This window comes from Sphingopyxis sp. GW821-FHT10B01 (assembly GCF_059415685.1).
Map to the genome: position 1 here is coordinate 122920 of NZ_JBWKNS010000003.1, position 22407 is coordinate 145326.

Annotated in this window: 19 protein-coding genes; 7 read left to right on the forward strand and 12 right to left on the reverse strand. The window is 63.3% G+C overall.

Annotation, left to right across the window (positions count from 1 at the left end):
• Positions 1-3 precede the first annotated feature (3 nt).
• From AC07NV_RS09535 to AC07NV_RS09550, 4 genes are all read right to left on the reverse strand, one after another.
• On the reverse strand, positions 4-837 hold the full coding sequence (locus tag AC07NV_RS09535) for a hypothetical protein (RefSeq protein ID WP_495166111.1): 834 nt from the start codon (positions 835-837) through the stop codon (positions 4-6).
• Positions 834-2171 (reverse strand): lipopolysaccharide biosynthesis protein, encoded by a 1338-nt coding sequence (locus AC07NV_RS09540; protein ID WP_495166112.1) that lies wholly within the window; start codon positions 2169-2171, stop codon positions 834-836. The genes AC07NV_RS09535 and AC07NV_RS09540 overlap by 4 nt, the downstream gene beginning before the upstream one ends.
• Positions 2172-2185: 14 nt before the next feature.
• A complete protein-coding gene (locus tag AC07NV_RS09545; RefSeq protein WP_495166113.1) occupies positions 2186-2830 on the reverse strand; it encodes a nucleoside triphosphate hydrolase in 645 nt (214 codons plus the stop codon).
• A 102-nt stretch (positions 2831-2932) separates the two neighbouring features.
• Complete coding sequence (locus AC07NV_RS09550) at positions 2933-3598, reverse strand: nucleoside/nucleotide kinase family protein (protein WP_495166114.1); 666 nt, start codon at positions 3596-3598, stop codon at positions 2933-2935.
• 326 nt (positions 3599-3924) lie between these two features.
• On the opposite strand from AC07NV_RS09550, the gene AC07NV_RS09555 reads away from it, so the two are divergent.
• The 3 genes from AC07NV_RS09555 to AC07NV_RS09565 all read left to right on the forward strand — a co-directional run bounded on the left by AC07NV_RS09555 (position 3925) and on the right by AC07NV_RS09565 (position 8583).
• Positions 3925-4593 (forward strand): response regulator transcription factor, encoded by a 669-nt coding sequence (locus tag AC07NV_RS09555; RefSeq protein ID WP_495166115.1) that lies wholly within the window; start codon positions 3925-3927, stop codon positions 4591-4593.
• A 17-nt stretch (positions 4594-4610) separates the two neighbouring features.
• Entirely contained in the window at positions 4611-5963 is a 1353-nt protein-coding gene (locus tag AC07NV_RS09560; RefSeq protein ID WP_495166116.1) for a sensor histidine kinase, read from the forward strand.
• A gap of 121 nt (positions 5964-6084) precedes the next feature.
• Positions 6085-8583, forward strand: a complete 2499-nt coding sequence (locus AC07NV_RS09565) for a M28 family peptidase (RefSeq protein ID WP_495166117.1) — start codon at positions 6085-6087, stop codon at positions 8581-8583.
• Positions 8584-8651: 68 nt separating this feature from the next.
• Here the strand turns inward: AC07NV_RS09565 and AC07NV_RS09570 are convergent, their stop codons facing one another.
• Positions 8652-8927 (reverse strand): HU family DNA-binding protein, encoded by a 276-nt coding sequence (locus AC07NV_RS09570; protein WP_495166118.1) that lies wholly within the window; start codon positions 8925-8927, stop codon positions 8652-8654.
• Positions 8928-9169: 242 nt separating this feature from the next.
• On the opposite strand from AC07NV_RS09570, the gene AC07NV_RS09575 reads away from it, so the two are divergent.
• Complete coding sequence (locus tag AC07NV_RS09575) at positions 9170-10156, forward strand: MBL fold metallo-hydrolase (protein ID WP_495166119.1); 987 nt, start codon at positions 9170-9172, stop codon at positions 10154-10156.
• 31 nt (positions 10157-10187) lie between these two features.
• On the opposite strand, the gene AC07NV_RS09580 is transcribed toward AC07NV_RS09575, so the two are convergent.
• The 4 genes from AC07NV_RS09580 to phhA form a co-directional block, all read right to left on the reverse strand.
• Positions 10188-11999 carry a DUF885 domain-containing protein gene (locus tag AC07NV_RS09580; RefSeq protein WP_495166120.1) on the reverse strand — a complete coding sequence of 604 codons (1812 nt, stop codon included), beginning with the start codon at positions 11997-11999 and terminating at the stop codon, positions 10188-10190.
• 147 nt (positions 12000-12146) lie between these two features.
• Positions 12147-12443, reverse strand: coding sequence for a 4a-hydroxytetrahydrobiopterin dehydratase (locus AC07NV_RS09585; RefSeq protein ID WP_495166121.1), 297 nt, complete (start codon positions 12441-12443; stop codon positions 12147-12149).
• 41 nt (positions 12444-12484) lie between these two features.
• On the reverse strand, positions 12485-13684 hold the full coding sequence (locus tag AC07NV_RS09590) for an amino acid aminotransferase (protein WP_495166122.1): 1200 nt from the start codon (positions 13682-13684) through the stop codon (positions 12485-12487).
• Complete coding sequence (gene phhA, locus AC07NV_RS09595; RefSeq protein WP_495166123.1) at positions 13681-14547, reverse strand: phenylalanine 4-monooxygenase; 867 nt, start codon at positions 14545-14547, stop codon at positions 13681-13683. Before phhA ends, AC07NV_RS09590 begins: the two co-directional genes overlap by 4 nt.
• A gap of 94 nt (positions 14548-14641) precedes the next feature.
• Here phhA and AC07NV_RS09600 point away from each other — a divergent pair, with 94 nt between their 5' ends.
• A complete protein-coding gene (locus tag AC07NV_RS09600; RefSeq protein WP_495166124.1) occupies positions 14642-15112 on the forward strand; it encodes an Lrp/AsnC family transcriptional regulator in 471 nt (156 codons plus the stop codon).
• A 62-nt stretch (positions 15113-15174) separates the two neighbouring features.
• Here the strand turns inward: AC07NV_RS09600 and AC07NV_RS09605 are convergent, their stop codons facing one another.
• From AC07NV_RS09605 to leuC, 3 genes are read right to left on the reverse strand one after another with little or no spacing between them, the layout of a single operon-like run.
• Positions 15175-16080: an alpha/beta fold hydrolase gene (locus AC07NV_RS09605; protein WP_495166125.1), complete on the reverse strand. Its 906-nt coding sequence runs from the start codon at positions 16078-16080 to the stop codon at positions 15175-15177.
• Complete coding sequence (leuD, locus tag AC07NV_RS09610; RefSeq protein WP_495166126.1) at positions 16077-16688, reverse strand: 3-isopropylmalate dehydratase small subunit; 612 nt, start codon at positions 16686-16688, stop codon at positions 16077-16079. The genes AC07NV_RS09605 and leuD overlap by 4 nt, the downstream gene beginning before the upstream one ends.
• Positions 16688-18124, reverse strand: a complete 1437-nt coding sequence (gene leuC, locus AC07NV_RS09615) for a 3-isopropylmalate dehydratase large subunit (RefSeq protein ID WP_495166696.1) — start codon at positions 18122-18124, stop codon at positions 16688-16690. Before leuC ends, leuD begins: the two co-directional genes overlap by 1 nt.
• A 102-nt stretch (positions 18125-18226) precedes the next feature.
• Between leuC and AC07NV_RS09620 the strand changes: the two genes are divergently transcribed.
• Both AC07NV_RS09620 and AC07NV_RS09625 read left to right on the forward strand, forming a co-directional pair.
• On the forward strand, positions 18227-19144 hold the full coding sequence (locus tag AC07NV_RS09620) for a LysR family transcriptional regulator (RefSeq protein ID WP_495166127.1): 918 nt from the start codon (positions 18227-18229) through the stop codon (positions 19142-19144).
• Positions 19145-19407: 263 nt separating this feature from the next.
• Positions 19408-22329 carry a TonB-dependent receptor plug domain-containing protein gene (locus tag AC07NV_RS09625; protein WP_495166128.1) on the forward strand — a complete coding sequence of 974 codons (2922 nt, stop codon included), beginning with the start codon at positions 19408-19410 and terminating at the stop codon, positions 22327-22329.
• The last annotated feature ends 78 nt before the right edge of the window (positions 22330-22407 follow it).

Consider the following 22407-nt stretch of genomic DNA (forward strand, 5'->3'; position numbering starts at 1 on the left):
ACGCTATTGCCCAACGGCAAAAGTATCCGTCAAAGCCTCCAGTCGGCTGCGGATATCGTCGGGCAACGGGAACGCATCCCGATGATAGTCCCGATGGCCGGCGACGGCCTGTTCGACAAGATCATCGTGCATACTGCCCATGAGACCATTGATGGCGCTGAGGAAGCGCGACATTCGGTACATCTGCGGGTCGGGTTCGATCGTGCGCATCGTGTCGTAAAACGAGACTTGCCGGCTGACGATCTTGCGCATGACGTGAAAGCTGTGCCCGTTCGGCAATCCAGCCGCCAGCAACACCTTCAGCCGACCGAATTCTGCGCTGCGAAACGCGAGAAAGCCATCGGCATCGTCCAGACGGACAGCGTCGGCTTCGCGCTGCACCGCGGCCCACACGGGCCAGCAAAGGAGCAGGCGCAAGAGCAGGCCATATCCCAGCACGCTCCGCCTTCGCCGGTTACGGAACGCGTCCTGCAAATGCCCCATCACGGCGACGGTCGAACGGAACAGGAGCGGCGCCTTGTGTCGTTCGCCATATAGAACGAATGCGAAGCGGAGATGTTTGTAGCGGGCCCGGACATGTTTGTAAGCGACCCGGGAATCATGCGGCAGATCCCCACTGACAAGTAGCTTTCCAACCAGATGAAGCATATCGCCGCGCCGCGCACCGTCGCGCCAGAATTCTATGCACAGATCAAGGCAGCAACGCATTTCTTCCTGCGTGCAGGCGAAAGGGATCGGGTCGGGCAGGCTGACAACGGGATCGACGACATCGTCCATCTCGACGGCCTCGAAAAGCCTGTCCAACATTTCGCGCGAGTAGATCTTGCTGCCGGTCACGTCCGGACGCCCTGTGCCATGAGGTGCGAAAGCGTCGCGCGCCCGCGATAAGCGCTCAGGGTCGGTATCAGCATGAACACGGCCTTCAGGCAAACCCCCGCCACATAGGCCAGACCCGCGCCCACCAGTCCGAACAGGTGGATCAGAACGAAGAGCAATGCAGCATAACCCAGCGCCGCCGCCCCTTCGGCCACCATGGCCGCACGCTGCTGACCGGCCATGTAGAGCAGGGATTCGAGCGGGAACCCCATCATCGTGACGATCAGCGAAACAGTCATCAGCTGGAGCAGGTCAAAGGCTTCGAGGTAGCGATTGCCGAACACAAGGCCGATCAACGGCTCCCCACCCCCCAACACGAGGATCAGGATCAACAGCGCGACAAATCCGGATATGAGCGCGCTGCGTATGCCGAGCAGCCATGGGTGACTGCTGGCGGGGTCGAGCCTCATGATCTCGGGATAAAAGCTGCGCGACATCAGATCGGCGGGCTTGCCCGCGGCGTCGAAGAAGGTCGCGGCGATCTTGAAGAGCCCGGCACTGGCGGGTCCGAGCATGGCACCGACGATGAGATTGCTGACGGGTCCCCACGCCGCCCAGATCGAGTGGGCGATGTTGGTCGTCCAGACAAAATCCCACGCGCCGGACAGTCGGCGCGCGGGAACGAACAGGCCGGGGCGGAGAGCCTTCCGGATCTCCTTGCGACGCAGTTCTCTGACTGCCAGATACCAGAGGCAGAGATCACCGGCGAGATCGGCGAGATACCAGGTCAGCACGAACCCAACGAAACCGAAACCCCCTGCATAGGAAATGACACCGCCAACGGCCCGCAGCAACGGGGTAATCAATTGCTGTATCGCTATCTGGTCGAACCGGTCGAGGACGCGCAGGATACCGGTCGGCGTGGCGGCGGTCATCGTCGGGATCAGCGTGCAATAGAGCATCGCCGCGCTCATATCGTCCGCCTTGATACCGAACCGCTCCCCAAGGAACGGCAACAGGATCAGGCCAGCCGCCATCCCCAGCAAGCCGCTCACCAGATCGAGTCCGAAAGCGAAACCGGTCACATTCCGGAATTCGTCGATATCGTCGCGTCCGAGCGCCGGCGTGCCATAGCGGACAATGAACTGCCAGGTCTGGAATTTGACGATCGCACCGACGCCGTTCGCATAGGAATGGATCAGCACAAGCACGCCGAAAAACTCCGGCGTCATGCCGCGCCCGGCACAGGCAAGCGCGATCAGACCGAGCAGCGCTCCCACCAACTTGCTCGACCCCAGATAAGAGGCGTTGCGCATGATTGAACGCAGCACGCTATCGGAAAACCAGTGTTTCATGGCGAGGCTCTTTTTCACGCTGCCTCCGGCCAGCCGCCATCGAAACGCGACAGCCGCGCGTCGATGGCGGCTCGTGCCTGCGCCAGCACCTCTTCCAGCGACTGTTCGGCATCGATCTCGACGATGGGAGCGCCCTCGAAGCTGAGCAGCGGCACGTCTGCGATCTTGCGGGCCAGCGAAGACAGACGATGATCGGCCTTCCGCGCTGCCGCAACCTCCAGAGACACATTGAGGCGCAGAACAAGGTCGGGTGCGTAAGCGACCATGGCAGCGAAATGCCGCCGTTCCGAACGGGCCAGCAAGCCGACCAGCCCGGTCCGGCGCGCTTTCGCAAGGCCCAATCCGTCCATGGGGCCCGGCTGGGCCAGTTGTGGAAACCGGTCGGCAATAATCGCATTGCCTTCACCGCGCAGGCGCATCATGCGCCGGAACCGGCGGACACGCCGCATCGAGAAAGCATAAATCACCAGCGCGGCGAGCAGCCCCGGCCCCTTGTCGGTTTGTGCCTTCTGCGCTTTGGCGTGGATCGATTTGTCCAGCCGCCCGCCCAGCAAAGGAAAGCGCGAAATCCGGCGACCGATGTTACCCGATTGCTTGCCAAGGTGGCAGATTTGCGTCGGGGTGCGTGCGTTCATCCATATGCGAAGCGCCTCGGTCACTGTGGATTTTCCGGATCCATCGCAACCGATGACGGCAATGAGAGGAGGAAGGGAAGGACTGTTCAAGGAAAAACTGCCGAAAATGAGGGATTGGCCATGGCGTCAGGTAGTCAGCCCGTTGCGCCGCAACACGGCCAGGATCGTCTGAAGAACTTCGTGATAAGGCCGGGTGGCATCGACATCGACGATCGGCGCCCCGGCAAAACGCAAGGCCGGCACCACGGCGAGCTTCCTTTCAATGAGGTCGCGCCGATGGTCAGCCTTACGCGTCAACGCCGTCTCGGCGTCGATGTTCAGCCGGATGACGACCGTTGGTTTGCATGCCGCCATTTGCGCGTAAAGGACGCGTTCGCGCGAAGCGAGGCGCTCGACCAGAGCCGACCCCCTGCGGGTCCAGGACAAGCCCGGACCATCGAAACTCCCGGGCACCTCGGCCTGCGGATAGCGGTCGGTAATGACCTGCACACCCTCGCCGCGATGACCAAGAAGCTTCCGAAAGCGCCGATAACGGGCAAGCGAAAAGGCATACATCACCAACGCCGTCACGAGCCCCGGCAAACGCTTGTCCGGGTTGTCATGGGCCTTGCGGGCTTTGCCCGAAAGATACTGTTCTACGAACCGGCCGATGACGGGAGCCTCGGCAATCCGGCGGCCAAGCTCGCCTGTGCCCAGCCCGAGATAGACCGAATGCGTCGGCGCCTGCCGGTCGAGAAGCGCGACAAGATCACGCGCGAGCGTGGATTTTCCTGACCCGTCACAGCCGACCAACGCAACGCAAGGTGCGAGCCCCCGACGCGGCCGCGCGACGTCAGACGGGAGTGCAACGTCGCGCGGATAACTGTATGAGTTCGCGCGTAGATTGCTCTGCATTTGCATTTTTTCGGTCGCTCTTGTTTCGCACGGCCATCGTGGCCACAGCTCGGTCTTGGAGGTGAAGAGGCGCCCTAGACGCCGAAGCTGATGCGAAGCTGATGACTCCGAAAAAATAGCGGTGTGATTTGACGCACGCTCCGGAACTGCGATAATCCCGCCACTCTCGACCCGCGGCCCCCTGCCGGTCCGTCGGCGTCACCCGATTTGCCTGGAGCCTTGCCTTGCCCCGCCTGCTGGCTGCAGAAGACGATGCCGACCTTGGCTTGGCGATGAAGCGGGCGCTCGAACTCGACGGTAATGTCGTCGACCTCTTCACGCGCGGCGACGAGGTCCTCGCGGCCGTGCGCGTCAACAGCTATGACATCATTCTTCTGGATATCGGGCTTCCGGACCTCTCGGGGCTGGAAGTGCTTCAACACCTCCGATCGTCGGGAGACGCAACGCCGGTGATCGTCATCACCGCTTTCGACCGCACACCGCACCGGGTTGCGGGGCTTGACGCCGGCGCCGACGACTATGTGGTAAAGCCAGTGGACATGGAAGAGCTGGCCGCGCGCATTCGCTCGCAGCTGCGCCGCAAGGACCGCCGGCAGGATGACAGCATCAGCATCGGCGATGTCACGCTGGATTTCACCGGTCATGTCGCAACGTTGAACGGCGCGGACGTGCCGCTCACGGCCAAGGAATATCGGCTGCTCGCCCTGCTCATGCGACGCAGCCGGAGATTTGTTTCCAAGGCGGATCTCGAGGGCGAACTCTACGACCAGGACCAGTGGGTGGAATCGAATACGGTCGAAGTCGCCATTTCGTCGCTGCGGCGCAAGTTCGGGCGCGACTTCATCCGCACGGCACGCGGCCTCGGTTACATGGTGGGCGGACAGGAAAAGTGAGGCGCTCATCGCTCTCGATGCGGCTCTACCGGCGCTTGCTTCTCCTGCTCGCGCTGACCGGCTTTGCGATGGGCGCCATTCTATATACCGTCGCCAACAAAGAAGTCGGCCGCGCCGCCGACGCCCAACTCGTGAACGCCTCGCGCATGCTCTACATGATGATGCAGGACGAAATCGCCTCTGCGTTGCTCACAACCCACGGACACGAGCTTGCAGGGGACGGGGATCATTTGCTGACGGTCGAGGAACGCAAGGCCTTCCGGGCGTCATACGACTGGTACATGTTCGTCATATTCTGGGATGGCGAGCCCATCGCCCAGTCAGGCTGGGCAGCACCGATCAAGCTGGTTCCCCGCAAAACAGGCCTGCACGATTTCACGGCAGGCGACGATCGGTGGCGAAGCTATGGTTTGCATGGACGCGATCCCCGTCTGCTAATCGTTGTCGCCGAGCGCGACGCAATGCGCGAATTTGCGATCCTTCCCGTCTTGCGCCAGCTTGCGTTACCGATGTTTCTGCTCATCGCAGCCGGGATGGCTGTGCTGTGGTGGACTTTGCGCAAGGGCCTGTCGGAAGTCGATCGGCTGGCCGTGACCCTCAACGCGCGCTCGCTTTCCGACCTCTCGCCGCTGGTGCCGGCCGAATGGTCGAAGGATCTCGAACCGCTGATCATAGCGCTGAACAAGTTGTTCGCGCGCCTGGGGCAGGCTTACGAACTGGAGCAGGACTTTACAGATGATGTCGCCCACGAGCTGCGGACACCGCTGGCGGCGATGCGGGCTCAAGCACAACTGGTCCGAAAAATGGCGCCCCCTCCCCTCATGGAGGATGTTGGCCGGCTGATTGCGATCGTGGATCGCGCGAATGCGCTGATCGACGGCATGCTGACGCTGGCTCGACTCAACGCCACTTCGGTTTCCGTCCGCTCCGTCGACATCCATGCGCTGGTAGGCGAGGTCGTCGCCGACGCGCTGGGACAACTGCCTGCGGATGCTATGGAATTCAACGTGACCCCGGATCATGTGGTGCGCTGGCGGTGCGATCCCACACCCTTGCAAATAGCGCTCTCGGCAGTGATCGAGAATGCCACGCGCCATGCGCGCGCAGGTGCACGCGTCGATATTGCGATCACACGCAGCACCGATCGCCTTGTTATTACTGTCGGGGATCGGGGCCCCGGCGTGAAGCCGGCAGACCGCGACCGTCTGTTCCGCCGATTCGAGCGCGGCGTTTCCACCTCGTCCGGAAGCGGACTTGGACTGTCCATAGCCATGAAGGCTATCATCCTATCGGGCGGCTCGATCCGTCTGGAAGATCGCGGCGGCGCCGGCCTGCTGGTCATTCTCACCCTACCGGGATCCATGGACTAGAACCGGAAGGAATAATCGTCGAAGTTCCCTCGACAAGCTATCCGGCCTTGACCAGACATAAACCCGACATGCCGGGGCTCATGCTGAGTGCAAAGCCAGGGTTGACGCGGACGGGTACCGGATGATCAACCCGGCCATTGCCATGAAAGTCAAAATTCCGATGCAGTCCGCCTCTTCCGCTTCCGGGCTCGAACATCCCCCCCACCGGTCGCGGCGCTGGCTGTTGACGCTGCTTATCCTTGTCGCGGGTGTTGCACTTGCGGCGCTGGCCAACCGGTTGCCTCCACCTGCACCTGAAACGGCACCGGCAAGTCAATTTTCCGCAGGGCGGGCGATGATCGACGTACGGGCCATCGCGGCACGGCCCCATCCGATAGGCTCTCCGGAAATCGAGGAAACCCGAAGCTATCTTATGACCCGGATGTCCGCGTTGGGGCTCGATCCACAAATACGCGACCAGACGGCGATCGTTACGCGGCGTTATTCCGGCGATTTCGCGATCGGCGGGCGCGTGCGCAATATCGTGGGAGAACTGAAGGGCACCGATCCCGCCTTGCCTGCGGTGATAGTGATGGCGCACTATGATACCGCCCCCCTCTCGCCTGGTGCAGGCGATGATACGTCGGGCATCGCCGTCGCCCTCGAAGTTGCGCGCGGTCTGAACGCTGGGGCGCCGCTGCGACGATCGGTCATCTTTCTCTTTACGGATGGCGAGGAAGTGGGCCTCCTGGGTGCAACCGCCTTCTTCGAAAGTGACCCACTGCGCCGCCGTGCCGGTCTTGTCATCAATCTGGAAGCCCGCGGCGATAGCGGTAAAACGCTGATGTTCCAGACCAGTCCCGACAATCGCGCACTTGTCGAAATTTATCGTCGCCATGCCCGTACACCTGCCGCTGACTCCCTGATGGTGACGATTTACAAGCGGATGCCCAACGACACGGACCTGACGGCAGCGCTCGACAAGGGCCACCCCGGCATGAATTTCGCCTTCGCGGGGCATCAAATGGCCTATCATAGCCCACTCTCGACGGCAGAAAGCCTGAACCCTGCCAGCCTGCAGCATATGGGCGATCAGGTGCTCCCGGTCGTGCGCGCATTCGCGCGAGCGGACACGATCGATGCCCAAAAGGAAGACATGATATTCGCCGACCTCTTCGGCCAATATCTGATCGCCTATCCGCCTTGGGCAGGTTGGTTGCTGACGATCACAGCGGCCTTGGCGGCATTCACCCTGACCGGAATCGGCTTGGCGCGCGGCAGGATCGGCTGGCGCGATACGCTGGCCGGTGCGGGGGGCCTCCTGACATTGCTGCTCGGAATCGCGGCCGTTCTGATGGTCGCCCTCCGGCTTCTGTCCTTCCTGTTGCGCGGCGTGACGTCCCCCTACGCTCTGATCGGCCAATTCGCCTGGACGCTTCCGGCTACGATATTGCTTGGTGCAGGAAGCGGCGGGCTGCTCCTTTACGCCGCCGCCAACGGCCGCCGCTGGCCGGCCGCAGTGCTGTTGGCCGCAACGGGCATCGTTGCCGCTGTATCGGGCAGCTTCAGCCTGACACCGCTGTTGCTCGGAATCGCGGCCGCCGTTGCCGCCGCCGCAAGCCTTGCTCGACATGTTTCGCTCAATGGCTGGTTCGCAGGGGCCGTCACCCTGCTCGGCCTTCTTGCAATCGCATTGCAGATCATGTTGCCCAGCGGCGCGCATGTTCTGGCCTGGCCGCTCCTGCTTCTGCTGCCATCGCTGGCCTTGCTTCTCTTCTCGTCGACAGGGGCCTCCAGGCCGATCGAACAGCTTGTGATGGCCCTGCCGGCAGCGTTGCTCGCCGGCCTCATGGCGCGATCGACCTATGATTTCTTCGTGCTGATCGGTACGACGCTGCCCGCCGTCACGGCGCCGTTCATCGTAGTCGCCCTGCTGGCGCTGGTCCCGCTCGTGTGGCCGTTGCGCAGCCTGCGCCTGGTTGGCGGCATCTGCGTCGCTGGTGGCATGGCCATCTGCGCCGCAGTCGGAATCAACGGACAAAGCCCATCCGCCCGAAGCCCCGAAATGGTCGAAGCCTTCCATCTGGCGGAGATTGACGAAGGCCGCGCCAGTTGGGTCAGCGGCAAACTCGATCGCACTGGCTGGGTGGCTGCGGTGCTAGCGCAAGACGGCGGCACCCCGAGGCTTCAGTCGATCGCACCCCTCGCGAAAGACGATCATTGGGTTGCCCGAGCAAGGCCAGCGGCTTTTATAAAGCCTCAGCTGTCCCTGTCTGTCACGGGCGAAGGACGCTCGCGCATTATCGATCTCGGCGCCGCCAATACCAATGGCGGCCGTTACATGCGGATATTCGTCAAACCGTCGGTTGATCTGTCCGGCGTACGGATCATGGGTCGGCCCGTTCCAGGCACGCTGAAAGCCGGGGTCTGGTCACAGTTCATATATCACGCCAGTGGTGCTGGCGCGGTTCGCCTGTCCATCGCAGCGCCCAAGGCGTCGGGAAGCATCGAGGCAAAGTTGCTGGAAGTACGCGACGGCTGGCCACGAGGCAGCAAACCGCCGCCCCTGCCCCCGCACGTCATGGGTTTCCGCCGGGCCGGCAACAGCATGATCGTCACCAACGCGAGCCTGAAGTGGTAAGGCGCCAGGGTGCTTTCTGATCCGGCACGCCCCTTTCCCCGCCAGCCATGCTGGCGGGGAGGGTCGGATCAGCCGTTCAGACGGTCTTTGATAGCCTTGGCGGCCCCAAAGGTAAGCTTCTTCGAGGCTGCGATCTGGATCGTCGCTCCGGTCGAGGGGTTGCGGCCTTCACGTGCCGCCGATTCCTTGACCTTGAACTTGCCGAAGCCGTTGACCGACACTTCGTCGCCCTTGGCAGCGGCATCGGAAATCGCGGCGAAGACGGCGTCGACGGCCTTCTTGGCGTCGGCCTTGCTCAGGTCGAGCGAGGCTGCGACGGCGTCCGAAAGTTCGGCATGGTTCATCTAAAATCTCCTGAAACACCCGGGCCCATCCCGGACGGTGGGTCGCTATAGTCAGCAGCCGCGGCGAATGCCACGATGTTCAACGAAGAAATATGGCGGCTCGTCCGAAGGATCGCGGAAGAATAGCTCGGTGAAGCGACGCCGCGCGGCACCCGTTCGCTTCCCGAAGACCCAGACCTTGTTGCACAGCCAAGGAGGACCATATCGAGTCAAGCCGATCCGTTCAGGAGCAGAGCAACCGCATGTCCGCGCGCAATCGATACTATTCAGGGCCTATCTCCGATCATTTCGACGGAACCCGCTTCCTCAACCCCGCGGGTGAACCGGAGACAGACCGGTCGTTCGGTGACCTTCTCCGCTGGCGAAGGACCGCACCGGACAATCCATGGCCAGCCTCGGTCGACGTCACGCCGGTGGTGCCCGACGGCCGGGTGGAGCGTTTGCGCGTCACGATGGTGGGTCATGCAACGCTGCTGATCCAGATCGCCGGCCTCAACATCCTGACCGACCCGGTCTGGTCGGACCGTGCAAGCCCCCTTGGCTTTGCCGGTCCACGGCGCGTTACGTCGCCAGGCGTCGAACTGGCTGCGCTGCCGCCCATCGACGCGATCTTGCTTTCGCACAATCATTACGACCACCTCGACATGGCGTCGCTGAAAGCGCTCCATGCCCGGCACGATCCCTTGATTATCACGCCGCTGGGCAACGATACCATCGTCCATCGCCACCTTCCAACGGCGCGAATTCAGGCGGGCGATTGGGGCGATCATTTCGACGTCGCGCCGGGAGCAAGGGTGCATATCGTGCCCGCCCTGCACTGGTCATCGCGCGGCCCGCGCGACCGCCGGATGGCATTGTGGGGCGGCTTCATGCTCGAAGCGGCGGGCAAGCGGATCTATTTCGCAGGCGACACCGGATATGGCACCGGCAATATCTTCCGGACAATCGGCGCGCGCTTCGGCACGGTCGACCTCGCCATCCTGCCCATCGGCGCCTATGATCCGCGCTGGTTCATGGGGGCACAGCATTGCGACCCCGAAGAGGCGATCCGGATCATGGTCGACGTCGGGGCCAACGCCGCCGTTGGCATGCACTGGGGAACGTTCAAACTGACCGACGAAGACCGCGTCGATCCCGAGCGCCGCCTTGCCGCGGGCCTGACCGCGCACGGGATCGAGCCCGGCCGTTTCCGCGCCCTGCACCCGGCAGACGTCGTCGATTTCAGCTAGGCCGGCAACGCTCCATCCGCTCCCGGCTCCGTTACCGGCCTTTCGCGGCGATGTAGCGGTTGACCTGCTCCTCGAGCACGCTGAGCGGCAGCGCACCCTCGCTCAATATCGCTTCGTGGAATTCGCGAATATCGAAGCGCGACCCGAGATCGCGCTCGGCGCGCGCACGCAGTTCGGCGATCTTGAGCTGGCCGACCATGTAGCTCGTCGCCTGTCCCGGCCAGTTGAAATAGCGGTCGACTTCGCGCGCGATGTCGGTGTCCGACACCGAAGAATTCGCCTTGAAATAGGCAATCGCCTGGTCGCGCGTCCAGCGCTTCGAATGGATGCCAGTGTCGAGCACCAGCCGGATCGCGCGCCATACCTGCAGCGATAGCATCCCGAACCGGTCATAGGGTCCCTTGTACACGCCCATCTCGTTCGCCAACCGCTCGGAATAAAGCCCCCACCCTTCGACGTACGCGCCATAACCGCCAAACTTGCGGAACTTGGGGATGCCGGCCAGTTCCTGCTGGCGGGCTATCTGGAAATGATGGCCAGGGGCGCCTTCGTGCGCGGCAATTCCCGCGACCTGCACCTTCTGCGTCTGGTTCATGTCGACCAGATTGACGTAATAGATGCCCGGGCGCGATCCGTCCGCCGAGGGCGGGTTATAGAAGGCGGTCGACGCGGTCGCCTCGCGCCACTTCTCGACCGCGCGCACTTCCAGCGCCGCCTTAGGCAGGACGCTGAAATAGCGCGGCGCCGCGGCCATCGCCGCCGCGATCACGGCGCGCGCATCCTTCAGATAGTCTTCGCGGCCCGCCTCGGTGTTCGGATATTTGAACTGCGGGTCGGTACGGATATGGTCGAAAAACTGCTCGAGCGTCCCGTCGAACCCGACCTCGCGCTTGATTGCTTCCATTTCCTGGCGGATCGCTGCGACTTGCTTGAGCCCGAGGTCGTGGATCTGGTCTGCAGTCAGGTTGGTGGTCGTCGAGCCCTTCAGCCGGTCGGCATAATAGGCGTCGCCACCCGGCAGGCTCCAGACGCCGAAATTTCCCTTGGACTTGGGTGCGACTTCGTCGATCGCCGCGATCAGCACGCCATAGCCGCTGCGGAACGGCCCTGTCAGCACCGCGCTCGCATCGCTCAGCAGCTTCGCCTTTACCGCAGCAGGTGCATCGAGAGCCGTGACCTTCTTGCGGAAATCGGCGAGCAGCGTCGAATCCGAGCTGCCGTCGAACGGCGCCCCGACAAGAACCTTCATCGCATCGGCGCGGGCGGGTGCGAAATTGACCTTGTTGGGAATGATACCCGCCGCGGCCTGCTCACGCATCGTCGCCGCAACCTCGCGCATCACGCGATCGGTATCGCGAAGCCGCGCAATATACGCCTCGGCATCGGCGACGGTGTCGATCTTGTGGTTGTTGATCAGCAGCACCGGGATGTCGCCCGCGGGGCTGCCGTTGGTCGTGACGGGAAAGCGCAGTTTGCGAAAGGCAAAGGATTCGCGGCGGCGCTCGACATCATATTCGAACAGGCGGTAGCTGACCCGTGCACTCTCGCTCAGCTGTTCGGGCCGAAAGCGCGCGTGCATGTCCTTGAGCTGCCGTTCGGCGAGGTCCTGTTCGCGCACTGCGCCAGCGTCGGTGTAATCGTCGAGCCGGCCATAGTTGGTCTTGAACCCGAGCTGCGTCTGCGTTTCGGGCGCGAGGCCCACGCGCTCATCGAACGCCTTGTCGAGGAATTCGAGCAGCGCCGCGTCCTGGGCGTTTGCGGTCGCCGCCTGCGCCATCGCGGGCGCATGGACGGGAACGAGCGGGATTGCGGATGTCAGCAGCAAGGCAAGGGCAAGGCGCATGAAATTCTCCTGTTGAATGCCCGCTTGTTACGCAGCGCCCCGGACGACGCAATCGTCGTTCCGCTTTTTGGGCTCACAGCATCGTGAAATATCGTCCGAAACCCGGATGCTCCCGCGTTTTGCACGCCTTGCTGTCGGGATGCGCCCCTAGGAGGAAGCCCCCCACAGACGGTCGATTTCGGCCGCCATCCCGATATCGCGGTGCGAGACGCCGTCGGCATCATGCGTCGTGAGCCAGATATCGATGCGATTATAGACGTTCGACCATTCGGGATGATGGTCACGCTTCTCGGCAAGGATTGCAATTTGCGTCATCAGGCCGAAAGCGTCCACGAAATCCCGCGTTTCGATGCGCCGGTAGAGCGCTTTGCGCGTCTCGTCATAGGTCCAGGCGGGAAGTCCGTTCACCGCGTCCCGAAGCGCTTCGCCTTCCAGCCCGTCCATCGCCTATCCTCCCCTATTGGTCACGGCGATTCTCGCGCCAGTCACCGTGCGAGACGCGCGAGAAAATATGGCGCAAGCGCCGCAGCGAAACGCGCGATCGTTTCCTCGCCCAGTCCCGCGATATTGATGCGGCCGTTGCCGGCCATGTAGATCGCGTGCCGCTCGCGCAGCTCGATCACCGCTTGCGGGGACAAGGGCAGCATCGCGAACAGGCCCTGCTGACGGCCGACCGGTTCGAGCCGCGGGTGGCTGGCGGCGAGCAGGCAGCGGAGGTCGACGATCCGTCCGCACATCGTCGACAATTCGGTCTGCCAGTCGCGGCGCAGGTCGGGATCGTCGAGGATCATGCGCACGACCGCCGCGCCATGATCGGGCGGCATCGACCAGTTGATGCGCGCCAGCGCATAGAGGTTGGACCGCACCGTCCCGGCGATAGCGGCGGTGGGTGTCTGCACCCACAAGGCCCCGACCCGTTCGCGATAGAGGCCGAAATTCTTGTCGCAGCTATAGGCAATCACCGCCTCGGGCACGCGTGCAAGGAACGCCCGCATCCCCGCAACATCCTCGTCGAGCCCCGCCCCCAGCCCCTGGTAGGCGAGATCGATGAAGGGCAACAGGCCGCGCGCAATCACGAGGTCGGCCAGCGCCGACCACTGGTCGACGGTGAAGGACAGGCCGGTCGGATTGTGACAGCAGCCGTGGAGCAACAGCATGTCGCCCGCATCGGCCGCCGACAGATCCTCCAGCATCGCGCCGAAATCCACGTCGGACGTCGCGGGATCGAAAAAGCGGTGCTGGCGCACCGGCAGGCCCGCGCCAGTGAACAGCGGAATATGATTGGCCCAGGTCGGAACGCCGACCCAGATCGCCCGCCCCGGCGCCGCGCGGGCAAGAATCTCCGCCCCGAGGCGCAGCGCCCCGGTCCCGCCGGGTGTCTGCAGGCCGACCAACGTCGGCGATGCCGCCAGCGCCGGCCCCATCGCGACCGCAGCGAGCAGGTCCGTGAAGCGTGCATCGCCTTCGGGTCCCAGATAGGATTTGCTCGGCTGCTCGGCGACAAGGCGGCGCTCGGCGTCCTTGACCGCGCCGAAGACCGGGGTCTTGCCCCCGGCATCGCGATAGACGCCAACGCCGACGTCGATCTTGCCGGGCCGCGGGTCCGCGGCGTGAAGGCCGATCAGCGCGAGCAGGCCGTCGGGCGCTTCGGGCGCCAGTGCGCCGAAAATCGAACGCCCGGTCATGCGGCCTGCTCCTGCGAACGGGCATAAGCCTGCGTGCCGCGCGTGAGCAGCCGGTCGGTGGGCAGGATGAGGTCGACCGGAAATGCATCCGCCCCCTCGAGCTCGGCATAGAGCGGGGCGAAATCGGTGCGCAGCGTCTGTTCGAGCAGATCCTCGAAACTGTCGATGACGAAATAGGTCTGCTGGTAATCGTCGATGCGATAGTCCGTCCGCATCAGCCGCTTGAGATCGAAACCGAGCCGGTTCGGCGATGCATCGTCGAGCGCAAAGGTCGACTCGCCATAGGAGGACACGATGCCCGCGCCATAGATGCGCAGCCCCTCGGCGGTGTCGATGAGCCCGAATTCGACCGTATACCAGTAAAGGCGCGCGAGCTTGTCGATCGCCCCATGCGCCTGCGCGCGCTGCCCGCCCTGCCCATAGGCCTGCATATAATCGGCGAACACGGGATTCGCGAGCAGCGGCACATGGCCGAAGACATCGTGAAAAATATCGGGTTCCTGAAGATAGTCGAGTTGTTCCGGGGTGCGGATGAAATTGCCCGACACAAAGCGCCGGTTCGCGAGATGGTCGAAAAATACATCGTCGGGCACCAGCCCCGGAACCGCGACGACCTGCCACCCGGTCGCGCGCATGAGGCGCTCGTTCAGTTCATCGAAATCGGGAATGCCAGGCTTCGAAAGCCGGAGGATATCCAGGCCTTCGAGAAATTCCGGCGCAACGCGGCCCGGCAACATCTTGGCCTGCCGTTCGAACAGCCGGTCCCACATCGCATGCTCGGCGGAAGAATAATCCTTCCATCCCTGTGCGATCGTCCAATCGTCCGCGGCCCCCGCAGGCCGCTCAAGAATTTTGCTCGTCATGCGAATGGTTTGGCACATAATTCGCGAAATTGTGTTTCAATACGCATGATATTTGATAGTCATGTGAATAAAATATTTCGGATTTTTCCATATTATGAAACAAACTTCTCCCCTCGATGACATCGATCGCCGCATCCTTCGCGCATTGCAGGTCGACGCGCTCCTCAGCCATGCAGATCTCGCCGACCGCGTGGGCAGTTCGACCGCCTCCTGCTGGCGGCGCGTCCGGGCGCTCGAGGCAGCAGGCATCCTCGGCCCGGCCGTCCGGCTGCTCGATGCGGCGAAGGTGAATTGCGGGGTCAATATCATCTGCAACGTCCGCATGCGCAGCCACGCGCGCGAAAAGACCGCCGCTTTCGAGGCGTTTATTGCCGGTCGATCCGAAGTCATGGACTGCTATTCGATGTCGGGCGAATGGGATTATCTGCTCCGCATCGTCGCGGCCGATGTCGCCGGCTATGAACATTTCCTCATGCGCGTTCTGCTCGACCATCCGAGCGTCGCGACGGCGTCCTCGCACTTCGCGCTGTCGCAGACCAAATATTCGACGCGGCTCCCCGTCTGAACCTTTCGATCAGAAATCCGTAATCACGCTGATGCCCGGCCGGACGAACCGCCCCATCCCGGCTAGCCCGCCTCATCCGCAAAGAAGTCGTCCAGCGCCGAGAGCAGCGCCTCCGGCGCTTCCTCCTGCGGGCTATGGCCGCATGCGATCGCATGTCCCTCGACATGGCGCGCCTTCGACCGCCATGTTTCCGGAACATCGAACAGCGCCCCGACGGTCCCGAGCCCGCCCCAAAGAACAAGCAGCGGCGCTTCGATTTTGCAGTCGCTGTCCACCTCGTCATGCTCGAGGTCGATACTGGCCGCAGCGCGATAATCCTCGCAGATCGCATGCCGCGTCGCGGGATCGCGATAGCAGCGGCGATATTCGGCGAGCACGCGCGGATCGAGCGAGTCCGCTATCTTGGTCTGGCCCGAAATATGACGGTCGAGAAAGAAATCGGGGTCGGCCGAAATCAGCCGTTCGGGCAGGTCGAAGGGCTGGATCAGGAAGAACCACCAGAAATAGCGCGTCGCGAACTCGCGGCTGGTTTCGGCATACATCGTCGCCGTCGGCGCGATGTCGAGCAGGACCAACCGCGTGACCCGGTCGGGGTGGTCGAGCGCCATGCGGTGCGCGACGCGCGCACCGCGGTCGTGCGCGACCACCGCAAAGTGATCGAAACCGAGCGCGGTCATGACCGCCACCTGATCGGCCGCCATTTCGCGCTTGGAATAATTGCGATGATCGGGATCGCCTGCGGGCTTGTCGCTGTCGCCATACCCGCGAAGATCGGTGGCAACGACGGTGAAGCGCTGCGCCAGCTCGGGCGCGACCTTGTACCAGGTCAGATGCGTTTGCGGGTGGCCGTGGAGTAGCAGCAGCGGCGGCCCCTTCCCGCCGACCGCCGCGCGAATACGGGTGCCGCCGGCATCGATATCCTGCCAGCGAAAGCCCGGCATCAGATCGGGATATTCCGGGCGCGTCATTGCGCGGACGGCCCGGCCAGCCACGGATTGTTTGCCAGATAGGCCTGCTCGAACTCGCGGATGCGGTCGGCATGGGTCAGCGTCTCGCCGATCCGGTCGAGCCCGAGCATCAACGCCTGACGAACCGCGGGGTCGACGGCAAAGCAGATGATGCGGTCGGCGATCTCGATACGCTCCTGTTCGAGGTCGATGGTCAATTGTCCGGCCCCATCGTCGAGCATATCCGACAGCAAGGCAATATCGGACAGCGGAAGCGCCAGAAGCAGCAACCCGTTGTTCGCCGCATTGTCCGCAAATATCGCCCCGAACGATGTGCCGACAATCGCACGGATGCCATATTGCAGCATGCCCCATACCGCATGTTCGCGTGACGAACCGCAGCCGAAATTCGGACCCGCAAGCAGGAATCGCGTGTCCGCACCCCGGTTCAGAATGAAGTCGCTCCGGCGCGCCCCCGCAGCATCGAAACGCAGGTCGTGGAAAAGCCCGTCGGCGAGCCCCGAACGGTCGATCCCCTTGAGGAACGCCTTGGGCATGATCACGTCGGTATCGATATTGGCGCCGGGCATCGCCGCAATGCCGCCCGACAGGCGAAGAAAGCGCTCCATCACAGCAGCTCCTGCACGGCGAACGCGCGCACATCGGCAAGCTTTCCGGTCACCGCCGCCGCCGCCACCATCGCCGGGCTCATCAGGTGCGTGCGCCCGCCAACACCCTGCCGTCCCTCGAAATTGCGATTGGTACTCGACGCGCAGCGCTCGCCCGGTGCGAGGGTATCATCATTCATCGCAAGGCACAGCGAACAGCCCGACTGGCGCCACTCGAACCCGGCGTCGACGAAAATGCGGTCCAGCCCTTCTTCTTCGGCTTCGCGGCGCACGGTGCTGCTCCCCGGCGAGATCATCGCGCGGACCCCCGGCGCGACCTTGCGCCCCTTCAATATCCGCGCCGCGTCGCGAATATCGGTCAGGCGCGCATTGGTGCACGAGCCGATGAAGGCGCGGTCGATCGGAATATCCTGAAGCGCCATGTGCGATTCCAGGCCCATATAGGCGATCGCGCGCGCCGCATCCTCGCGGCGGTGCGCGGGCATGGCGGCGGGATCGGGAACCCGGTCGGTGATCGCCAGCGCCTGATCGGGGCTGGTGCCCCAGCTCACCATCGGCGGCACATCTTCGGCCGCAAGGAACAGCTCGGCGTCGAAGCGCGCATTGGCGTCGCTGCACAGGTCGACCCAGCTTTCGCGCGCGAGCGCCAGCATCTCGGGCGACGGCGCGCGTGGACCTTTGGCGACATAGTCGATCACCTTGTCGTCGGGTGCCATCAGCGCAACGCGCGCACCGCATTCGACCGCCATGTTGCAGATCGTCATGCGTGCCTCGACCCCCATCGCCGCGATCGCCGCTCCCGCGAATTCGACGGCATGGCCCGCCGCTCCGTCGGCGCCGATCCGGCGGATCACTTCCATGATCACGTCCTTTGCCGTCACCCCCGGCGCCAGTTCGCCATCGACGGTGACGCGCATCGTTTTCAACCGGCGATAGATCAGCGTCTGGCTGGCGAGCAGATGCTCGATATCCGACGTGCCGATGCCGAATCCGACGACGCCGAACGCACCGTAGGTCGTCGAATGGCTGTCGCCCGCCGCGATCACCATCCCCGGCAGAACCAGTCCCAGTTCGGGCATCACGACATGTTCGATCCCCTGGCGCGGGTGGAGCACATCGAAAATCTCGATCCCGAAATCGCGGCCATTCTCGATCAGATATTCGATCTGGCGTGCGGCGCCAGCGTCGAGCGTGCCTTCGCCGTGAACGGGGGCCGTCGAATTCACATGATCGACGACGCCGAGCGATGCAGCGGGACGCCAGAGCTTCCGGCCCGCGTCGCGCAAACCACTGAAGGCTTGCGGGCTTGTATATTCGTTGAGCACTGTTCTATCGATATAGAGCAACAGGCGCTCGCCCGCGCCTTCGGTGCCGCCCAACGACAATATCCGGTGTTGATCGATGATTTTGTCGTAAAGCGTCTTTGGCAACGACATACTTCTGCCCTTCATGCGGTTTCGCGAGGCAGGGCTTAGCTTGCCCTGTTCCGGCGAAGCCAATGCCGGGACAGTATCAATTGATGCGACAGATGGATTCTTATGGATATCATGTGGCTAGAGGACTTCATCAAGCTCGCTGATGAAGGCAATTTCTCCCGCGCCGCCGAGGGGCGCAACCTGACCCAGCCGGCATTCAGCCGGCGAATCCGCGCGCTCGAGGATTGGGTCGGCGCGACCCTGGTCGACCGCGACACCCACCGGATCGCATTGACCGAAGCGGGGCTGGCCTTTCGCGTGCTCGCCGAGGATATTCTGCGGCGCCTCGCACTCGGCCGCGACAATGTCCGCGAAATCGGCGGCACGCTCAGCAACGAAATCCGCTTTGCGTCGACGCATGCCCTGTCGACCTCCTTCTTCCCGTCGTGGCTGCGCAGCCTCGACAATGGGCAAGAGGCCGGCACGATCACGCTGATCGCCGACCACATGGTCGCCTGTGAACGCTTCATGCTGGAAGGCAAGGCCGATTTCCTGCTGTGCCATCATCACACCGCGGCATCGCATCGCCTCGATCCCGCCGGCTTCGCTTCGCTCCATCTCGGCAGCGACGTCTTGCTGCCGGTCACCGCCCCTCTTGGCGACGGGGCGCCCACCCACCAGCTCCCGGGGTCCGACGAACACCCCCTGCCTTATCTCGAGTTCGAGGAACGGTCGGGGATGGGACGCATCCTGCAGGCGGCGCAGATCGTATCAGCGGGCGCAGCAAAGCTTCGGCCCGTTTTCCGGTCGCATATGGCATCGGCGCTGCTGTCGATGGCGCGCGACGGACGCGGCCTATGCTGGGCGCCGCTCAGCCTCGCCGGGGCCGATCTCGAAAGCGGGCGGCTCGTGCTGGCCGGCAACGCCCAATGGCATGTTCCGATCGAGATCCGGATATACAAGCCTATCGCGCGGCGAAGCCCCAGCGTCGAAGCATTCTGGAGCCGGCTCAAAAAACACCCCGAAGAGGGCGCCTCCTGATCCGGCCGCCCGTTTGTCTACGCTATATGTCGGATATTGCAGTCAAATCCCTGAGTGAATGATTCTATGTCGAACCGGCATTGGGATCACGACCTGCGTTTACCTAGACAGAATGAGCCCCCGCATCGCCCGACGAACGGAACGAGTGGCAGAGGGGTCAAAGGGCGGAGATAAACATGATCCAGGGGCCGACTGCACACAGCAAATTCGACAAGCAATTCAGGATTTCCAGCTCCCTCCTCGCGATAGCGATGATGGCCGGAATGGCGACTCCCGCCGCGGCACAGGACGCCCCCGAGGATAGCGTCGCCGGCGAAGCCGCAGTGGACGGGACCGACATCGTCGTCACCGGCTCGCGCATCGGCCGCCCCGTCCTCGACCTTCCAACCCCGGTCGGCGTGGTCAGCTCCGAAACCCTCGAAAACAACAACGCACAATTCGACATCGGTCGCGCCCTTGCCCAGCAACCCGCGATCGGTTTTTCGGGCAGCATGCAGCAGAGCCAGCAGAGCGGGGCCTCGGGCTCGCGCGGCGAAAATAGCGGTGGCCTCGCGGTCGTCGATCTGCGCAACCTCGGGTCGAACCGCACGCTCACCCTCGTCAACGGCAAACGCCGTGTCGCGGGCGCCACGGACAGCGCCGCGCTCGACCTCAATTCGATCAACCCCAATCTGATCGAGCGGATCGAAATCATCACCGGCGGTGCGTCGGCCATCTATGGTTCGGACGCGGTCTCGGGCGTCGTGAACATCATCACCAAGGACGATTTCGACGGCGTTCGCCTGTCGTTCAACGGGTCGCAGCCGGCACGCGGCTCTGAAGGCTTCACCTACGGCGGAAGCATCGTCGCGGGCAAGAATTTCGCCCAGGGTCGCGGCAATATCACCGTGGCGGCCGATTATACGAAGGTGAAGGAAATCACCCCGCGCCAAGCCGACATGCACAACAATGTCGCGATGATCAATCCGGCCGATACCGGCCCGAACGACGGCATCCCCGACTATATTGTCGTTCCCGGCGGTGAAGCCTTTCAATATTCGGGCTATGGCGCTGTCGGCCTGCGCGGCGACACGGGCGGCCTCGGTGCGTTCGTCTTCAACGATGACGGCACCCCGCGCCGTGCGCCGACGCCGCTTTTGACCGACGGCAGCCTGTTCGGGAAATTCGACAATTGCGGACCGGCTTGTTTCCGCTTCGACGATTCGATTTCGATTGTCCCGGACATCGAGCGCTACAACCTCAACCTCAGTACCCATTTCGACTTCAGCGATAGCGTGCGGGCCTATTTCGGCGCCGACTATAACAACACGTCGAGCTATGGACGCGGACAGCCCGTGCTCCGCGCGGCCCAGCCGATCAACATCGCGCAGAATGCGTTCCTGAATCAGGCTTTCCGCCAGCAATTGCTGGCGGCCGGTGCAACGACACTGTCGCTCGATCGTCTCTACACCGATGTCGGGCTGCGCTATAGCCAGGTCGATCGCAACAGCCTGTCCTTCGTCGGCGGCCTGAAGGGTGAGTTCGAGACCGGCTTCTCCGATCTCCGCTACGATATTTATGGCACCTATGGCCGCACCAAGGCGAAGTTCGTCGGCTACAACCGTATGCTCCTGCCCAATCTGCGTGCCGCCCTCGACGCCGTGGTCGATCCCGGTTCGGGGCAGATTCGCTGCCGTATGGATGTCCCCTCGCTGCAACCCGTCGGCTATGTCCGGCCCGCCATCGTCGGCAGCGGCCCCTGCGTGCCCTTCAATCCGTTCGGTTCGACCGCCAGTTCGGCGGAGGCGCGCGATTTCGTCAGCACGACCACGGTATCCAACGCCTTCGTTCGCCAGACCACGGCCGGATTCTCGCTCTCCGGGGATACAAGCAAGTTCCTGACCATGCCCGGCGGCGGGGCGATCGGCATCGCGCTGGGTGCCGAGTATCGGAAGGAACGCAACGGCCGGACCACCGATCCGCTGATCAAGGCCGGCGTGACCAACCAGGCATCGTCGCAGGATTATTCGGGCGGCTATCATGTCACCGAGCTCTTCGGTGAATTGAGCGTGCCCATTTTGACCGACATGCCCTTCGCCAAGCTGCTGTCGGTCGAGGGCGCAGTGCGCCACGCCGATTATAGCCACGCAGGACAGGCGACATCGTGGAAGGCCGGCGCGATCTGGGAGCCGGTCGACGGCTTCCGCCTGCGCGCGACGTTGAGCCGCGCCATTCGCGCGCCGAACATCTTCGAAGCCTTCCGGCCGAGCGAGGGGCAGACGACCAACGTCAACGACCCCTGTTCGCAAAACAACCTCGGTCAAAATCCCAACCGCGCCGCCAACTGCGCCGCGCTGGGCCGTCCCGCGGGCTTCGTCCCCGTCAGCGGCGGGATCGGCATACCGTTCATCGTGTCGGGCAACCAGAATCTGCGGCCCGAGGTTTCGGACAGCTGGACGGCCGGTTTCGTCCTGACGCCGAATTTCCTGCCCGGCCTCCAGATCTCGGCCGACTGGTTCGACATCAAGATCGAGGACGCGATCAGCTTCCTCAGCCCGCAAGCGATTGCCGAAAATTGCGTCGATCGCGCCGGCGGCCCCGACCCGGACCTGTGCGCCCTGATCACCCGCGACAAGACCCCGGGGCCGAACTTCTTCAGCATCACCGGCGGCAACAGCACCTATGTCAACACGTCGAAGCTGCAGACTTCGGGCCTCGATACGCAGGTGTTTTATGCCCGTCCGTTGGGCGAGGGTCGCATCTCGGCCAACCTCGCCTTTACCTATCTGCACCGGCTGCGGACCTTCACCTTTCAGGCGCGACCCGACCTCTACACCGTGCTCGAGGGCTTTTACGGCTATCCCAAATACAAGGGTGTTGTCGGCCTCAACTATTCGGTCGGTGGCCTGACGGTCGGCTGGCAGGGCCGCTATCAGTCGAACCAGGCGCTGACCGATATCTCGCCGGGCATCAGCCGCGAACTGCTGTCGCCCGACCGGACGGGGTCGAAATTCTACAACGATATCTCGGCATCGTACAGCTTGCCGATCAAGGGCGATCAGGAAGCCAAATTCTCCTTTGGCGTCACCAACCTGTTCAACGTACGTTTGCCGGTAATGGAGTCGGTTCAGGTCATCGATCCGTCGGGGGGCGGCTTTGACCAGTTTGGCCCCGTGATCCGGGCCGGCCTTGAAGTGAACTTCTGATCCCAAACCGGCAAAGACGGGACTCGCGTCGCACTCGGGCACGCGGGTCCCGTTCCTTTCATTAGCAAAAACCGGTTT

Excerpts from the sequence above, each read along its gene's own strand:
- AC07NV_RS09540 (WP_495166112.1), bottom strand. The coding sequence starts at position 2,171 with ATGAAACACTGGTTTTCCGATAGCGTGCTGCGTTCAATCATGCGCAAC.
- AC07NV_RS09560 (WP_495166116.1), top strand. The coding sequence starts at position 4,611 with ATGCGGCTCTACCGGCGCTTGCTTCTCCTGCTCGCGCTGACCGGCTTT.
- AC07NV_RS09565 (WP_495166117.1), top strand. The coding sequence starts at position 6,085 with ATGATCAACCCGGCCATTGCCATGAAAGTCAAAATTCCGATGCAGTCC.
- AC07NV_RS09570 (WP_495166118.1), bottom strand. The coding sequence starts at position 8,927 with ATGAACCATGCCGAACTTTCGGACGCCGTCGCAGCCTCGCTCGACCTG.
- AC07NV_RS09575 (WP_495166119.1), top strand. The coding sequence starts at position 9,170 with ATGTCCGCGCGCAATCGATACTATTCAGGGCCTATCTCCGATCATTTC.
- AC07NV_RS09580 (WP_495166120.1), bottom strand. The coding sequence starts at position 11,999 with ATGCGCCTTGCCCTTGCCTTGCTGCTGACATCCGCAATCCCGCTCGTT.
- AC07NV_RS09585 (WP_495166121.1), bottom strand. The coding sequence starts at position 12,443 with ATGGACGGGCTGGAAGGCGAAGCGCTTCGGGACGCGGTGAACGGACTT.
- AC07NV_RS09590 (WP_495166122.1), bottom strand. The coding sequence starts at position 13,684 with ATGACCGGGCGTTCGATTTTCGGCGCACTGGCGCCCGAAGCGCCCGAC.
- phhA (WP_495166123.1), bottom strand. The coding sequence starts at position 14,547 with ATGACGAGCAAAATTCTTGAGCGGCCTGCGGGGGCCGCGGACGATTGG.
- AC07NV_RS09600 (WP_495166124.1), top strand. The coding sequence starts at position 14,642 with ATGAAACAAACTTCTCCCCTCGATGACATCGATCGCCGCATCCTTCGC.
- AC07NV_RS09605 (WP_495166125.1), bottom strand. The coding sequence starts at position 16,080 with ATGACGCGCCCGGAATATCCCGATCTGATGCCGGGCTTTCGCTGGCAG.
- leuD (WP_495166126.1), bottom strand. The coding sequence starts at position 16,688 with ATGGAGCGCTTTCTTCGCCTGTCGGGCGGCATTGCGGCGATGCCCGGC.
- leuC (WP_495166696.1), bottom strand. The coding sequence starts at position 18,124 with ATGTCGTTGCCAAAGACGCTTTACGACAAAATCATCGATCAACACCGG.
- AC07NV_RS09620 (WP_495166127.1), top strand. The coding sequence starts at position 18,227 with ATGGATATCATGTGGCTAGAGGACTTCATCAAGCTCGCTGATGAAGGC.
- AC07NV_RS09625 (WP_495166128.1), top strand. The coding sequence starts at position 19,408 with ATGGCGACTCCCGCCGCGGCACAGGACGCCCCCGAGGATAGCGTCGCC.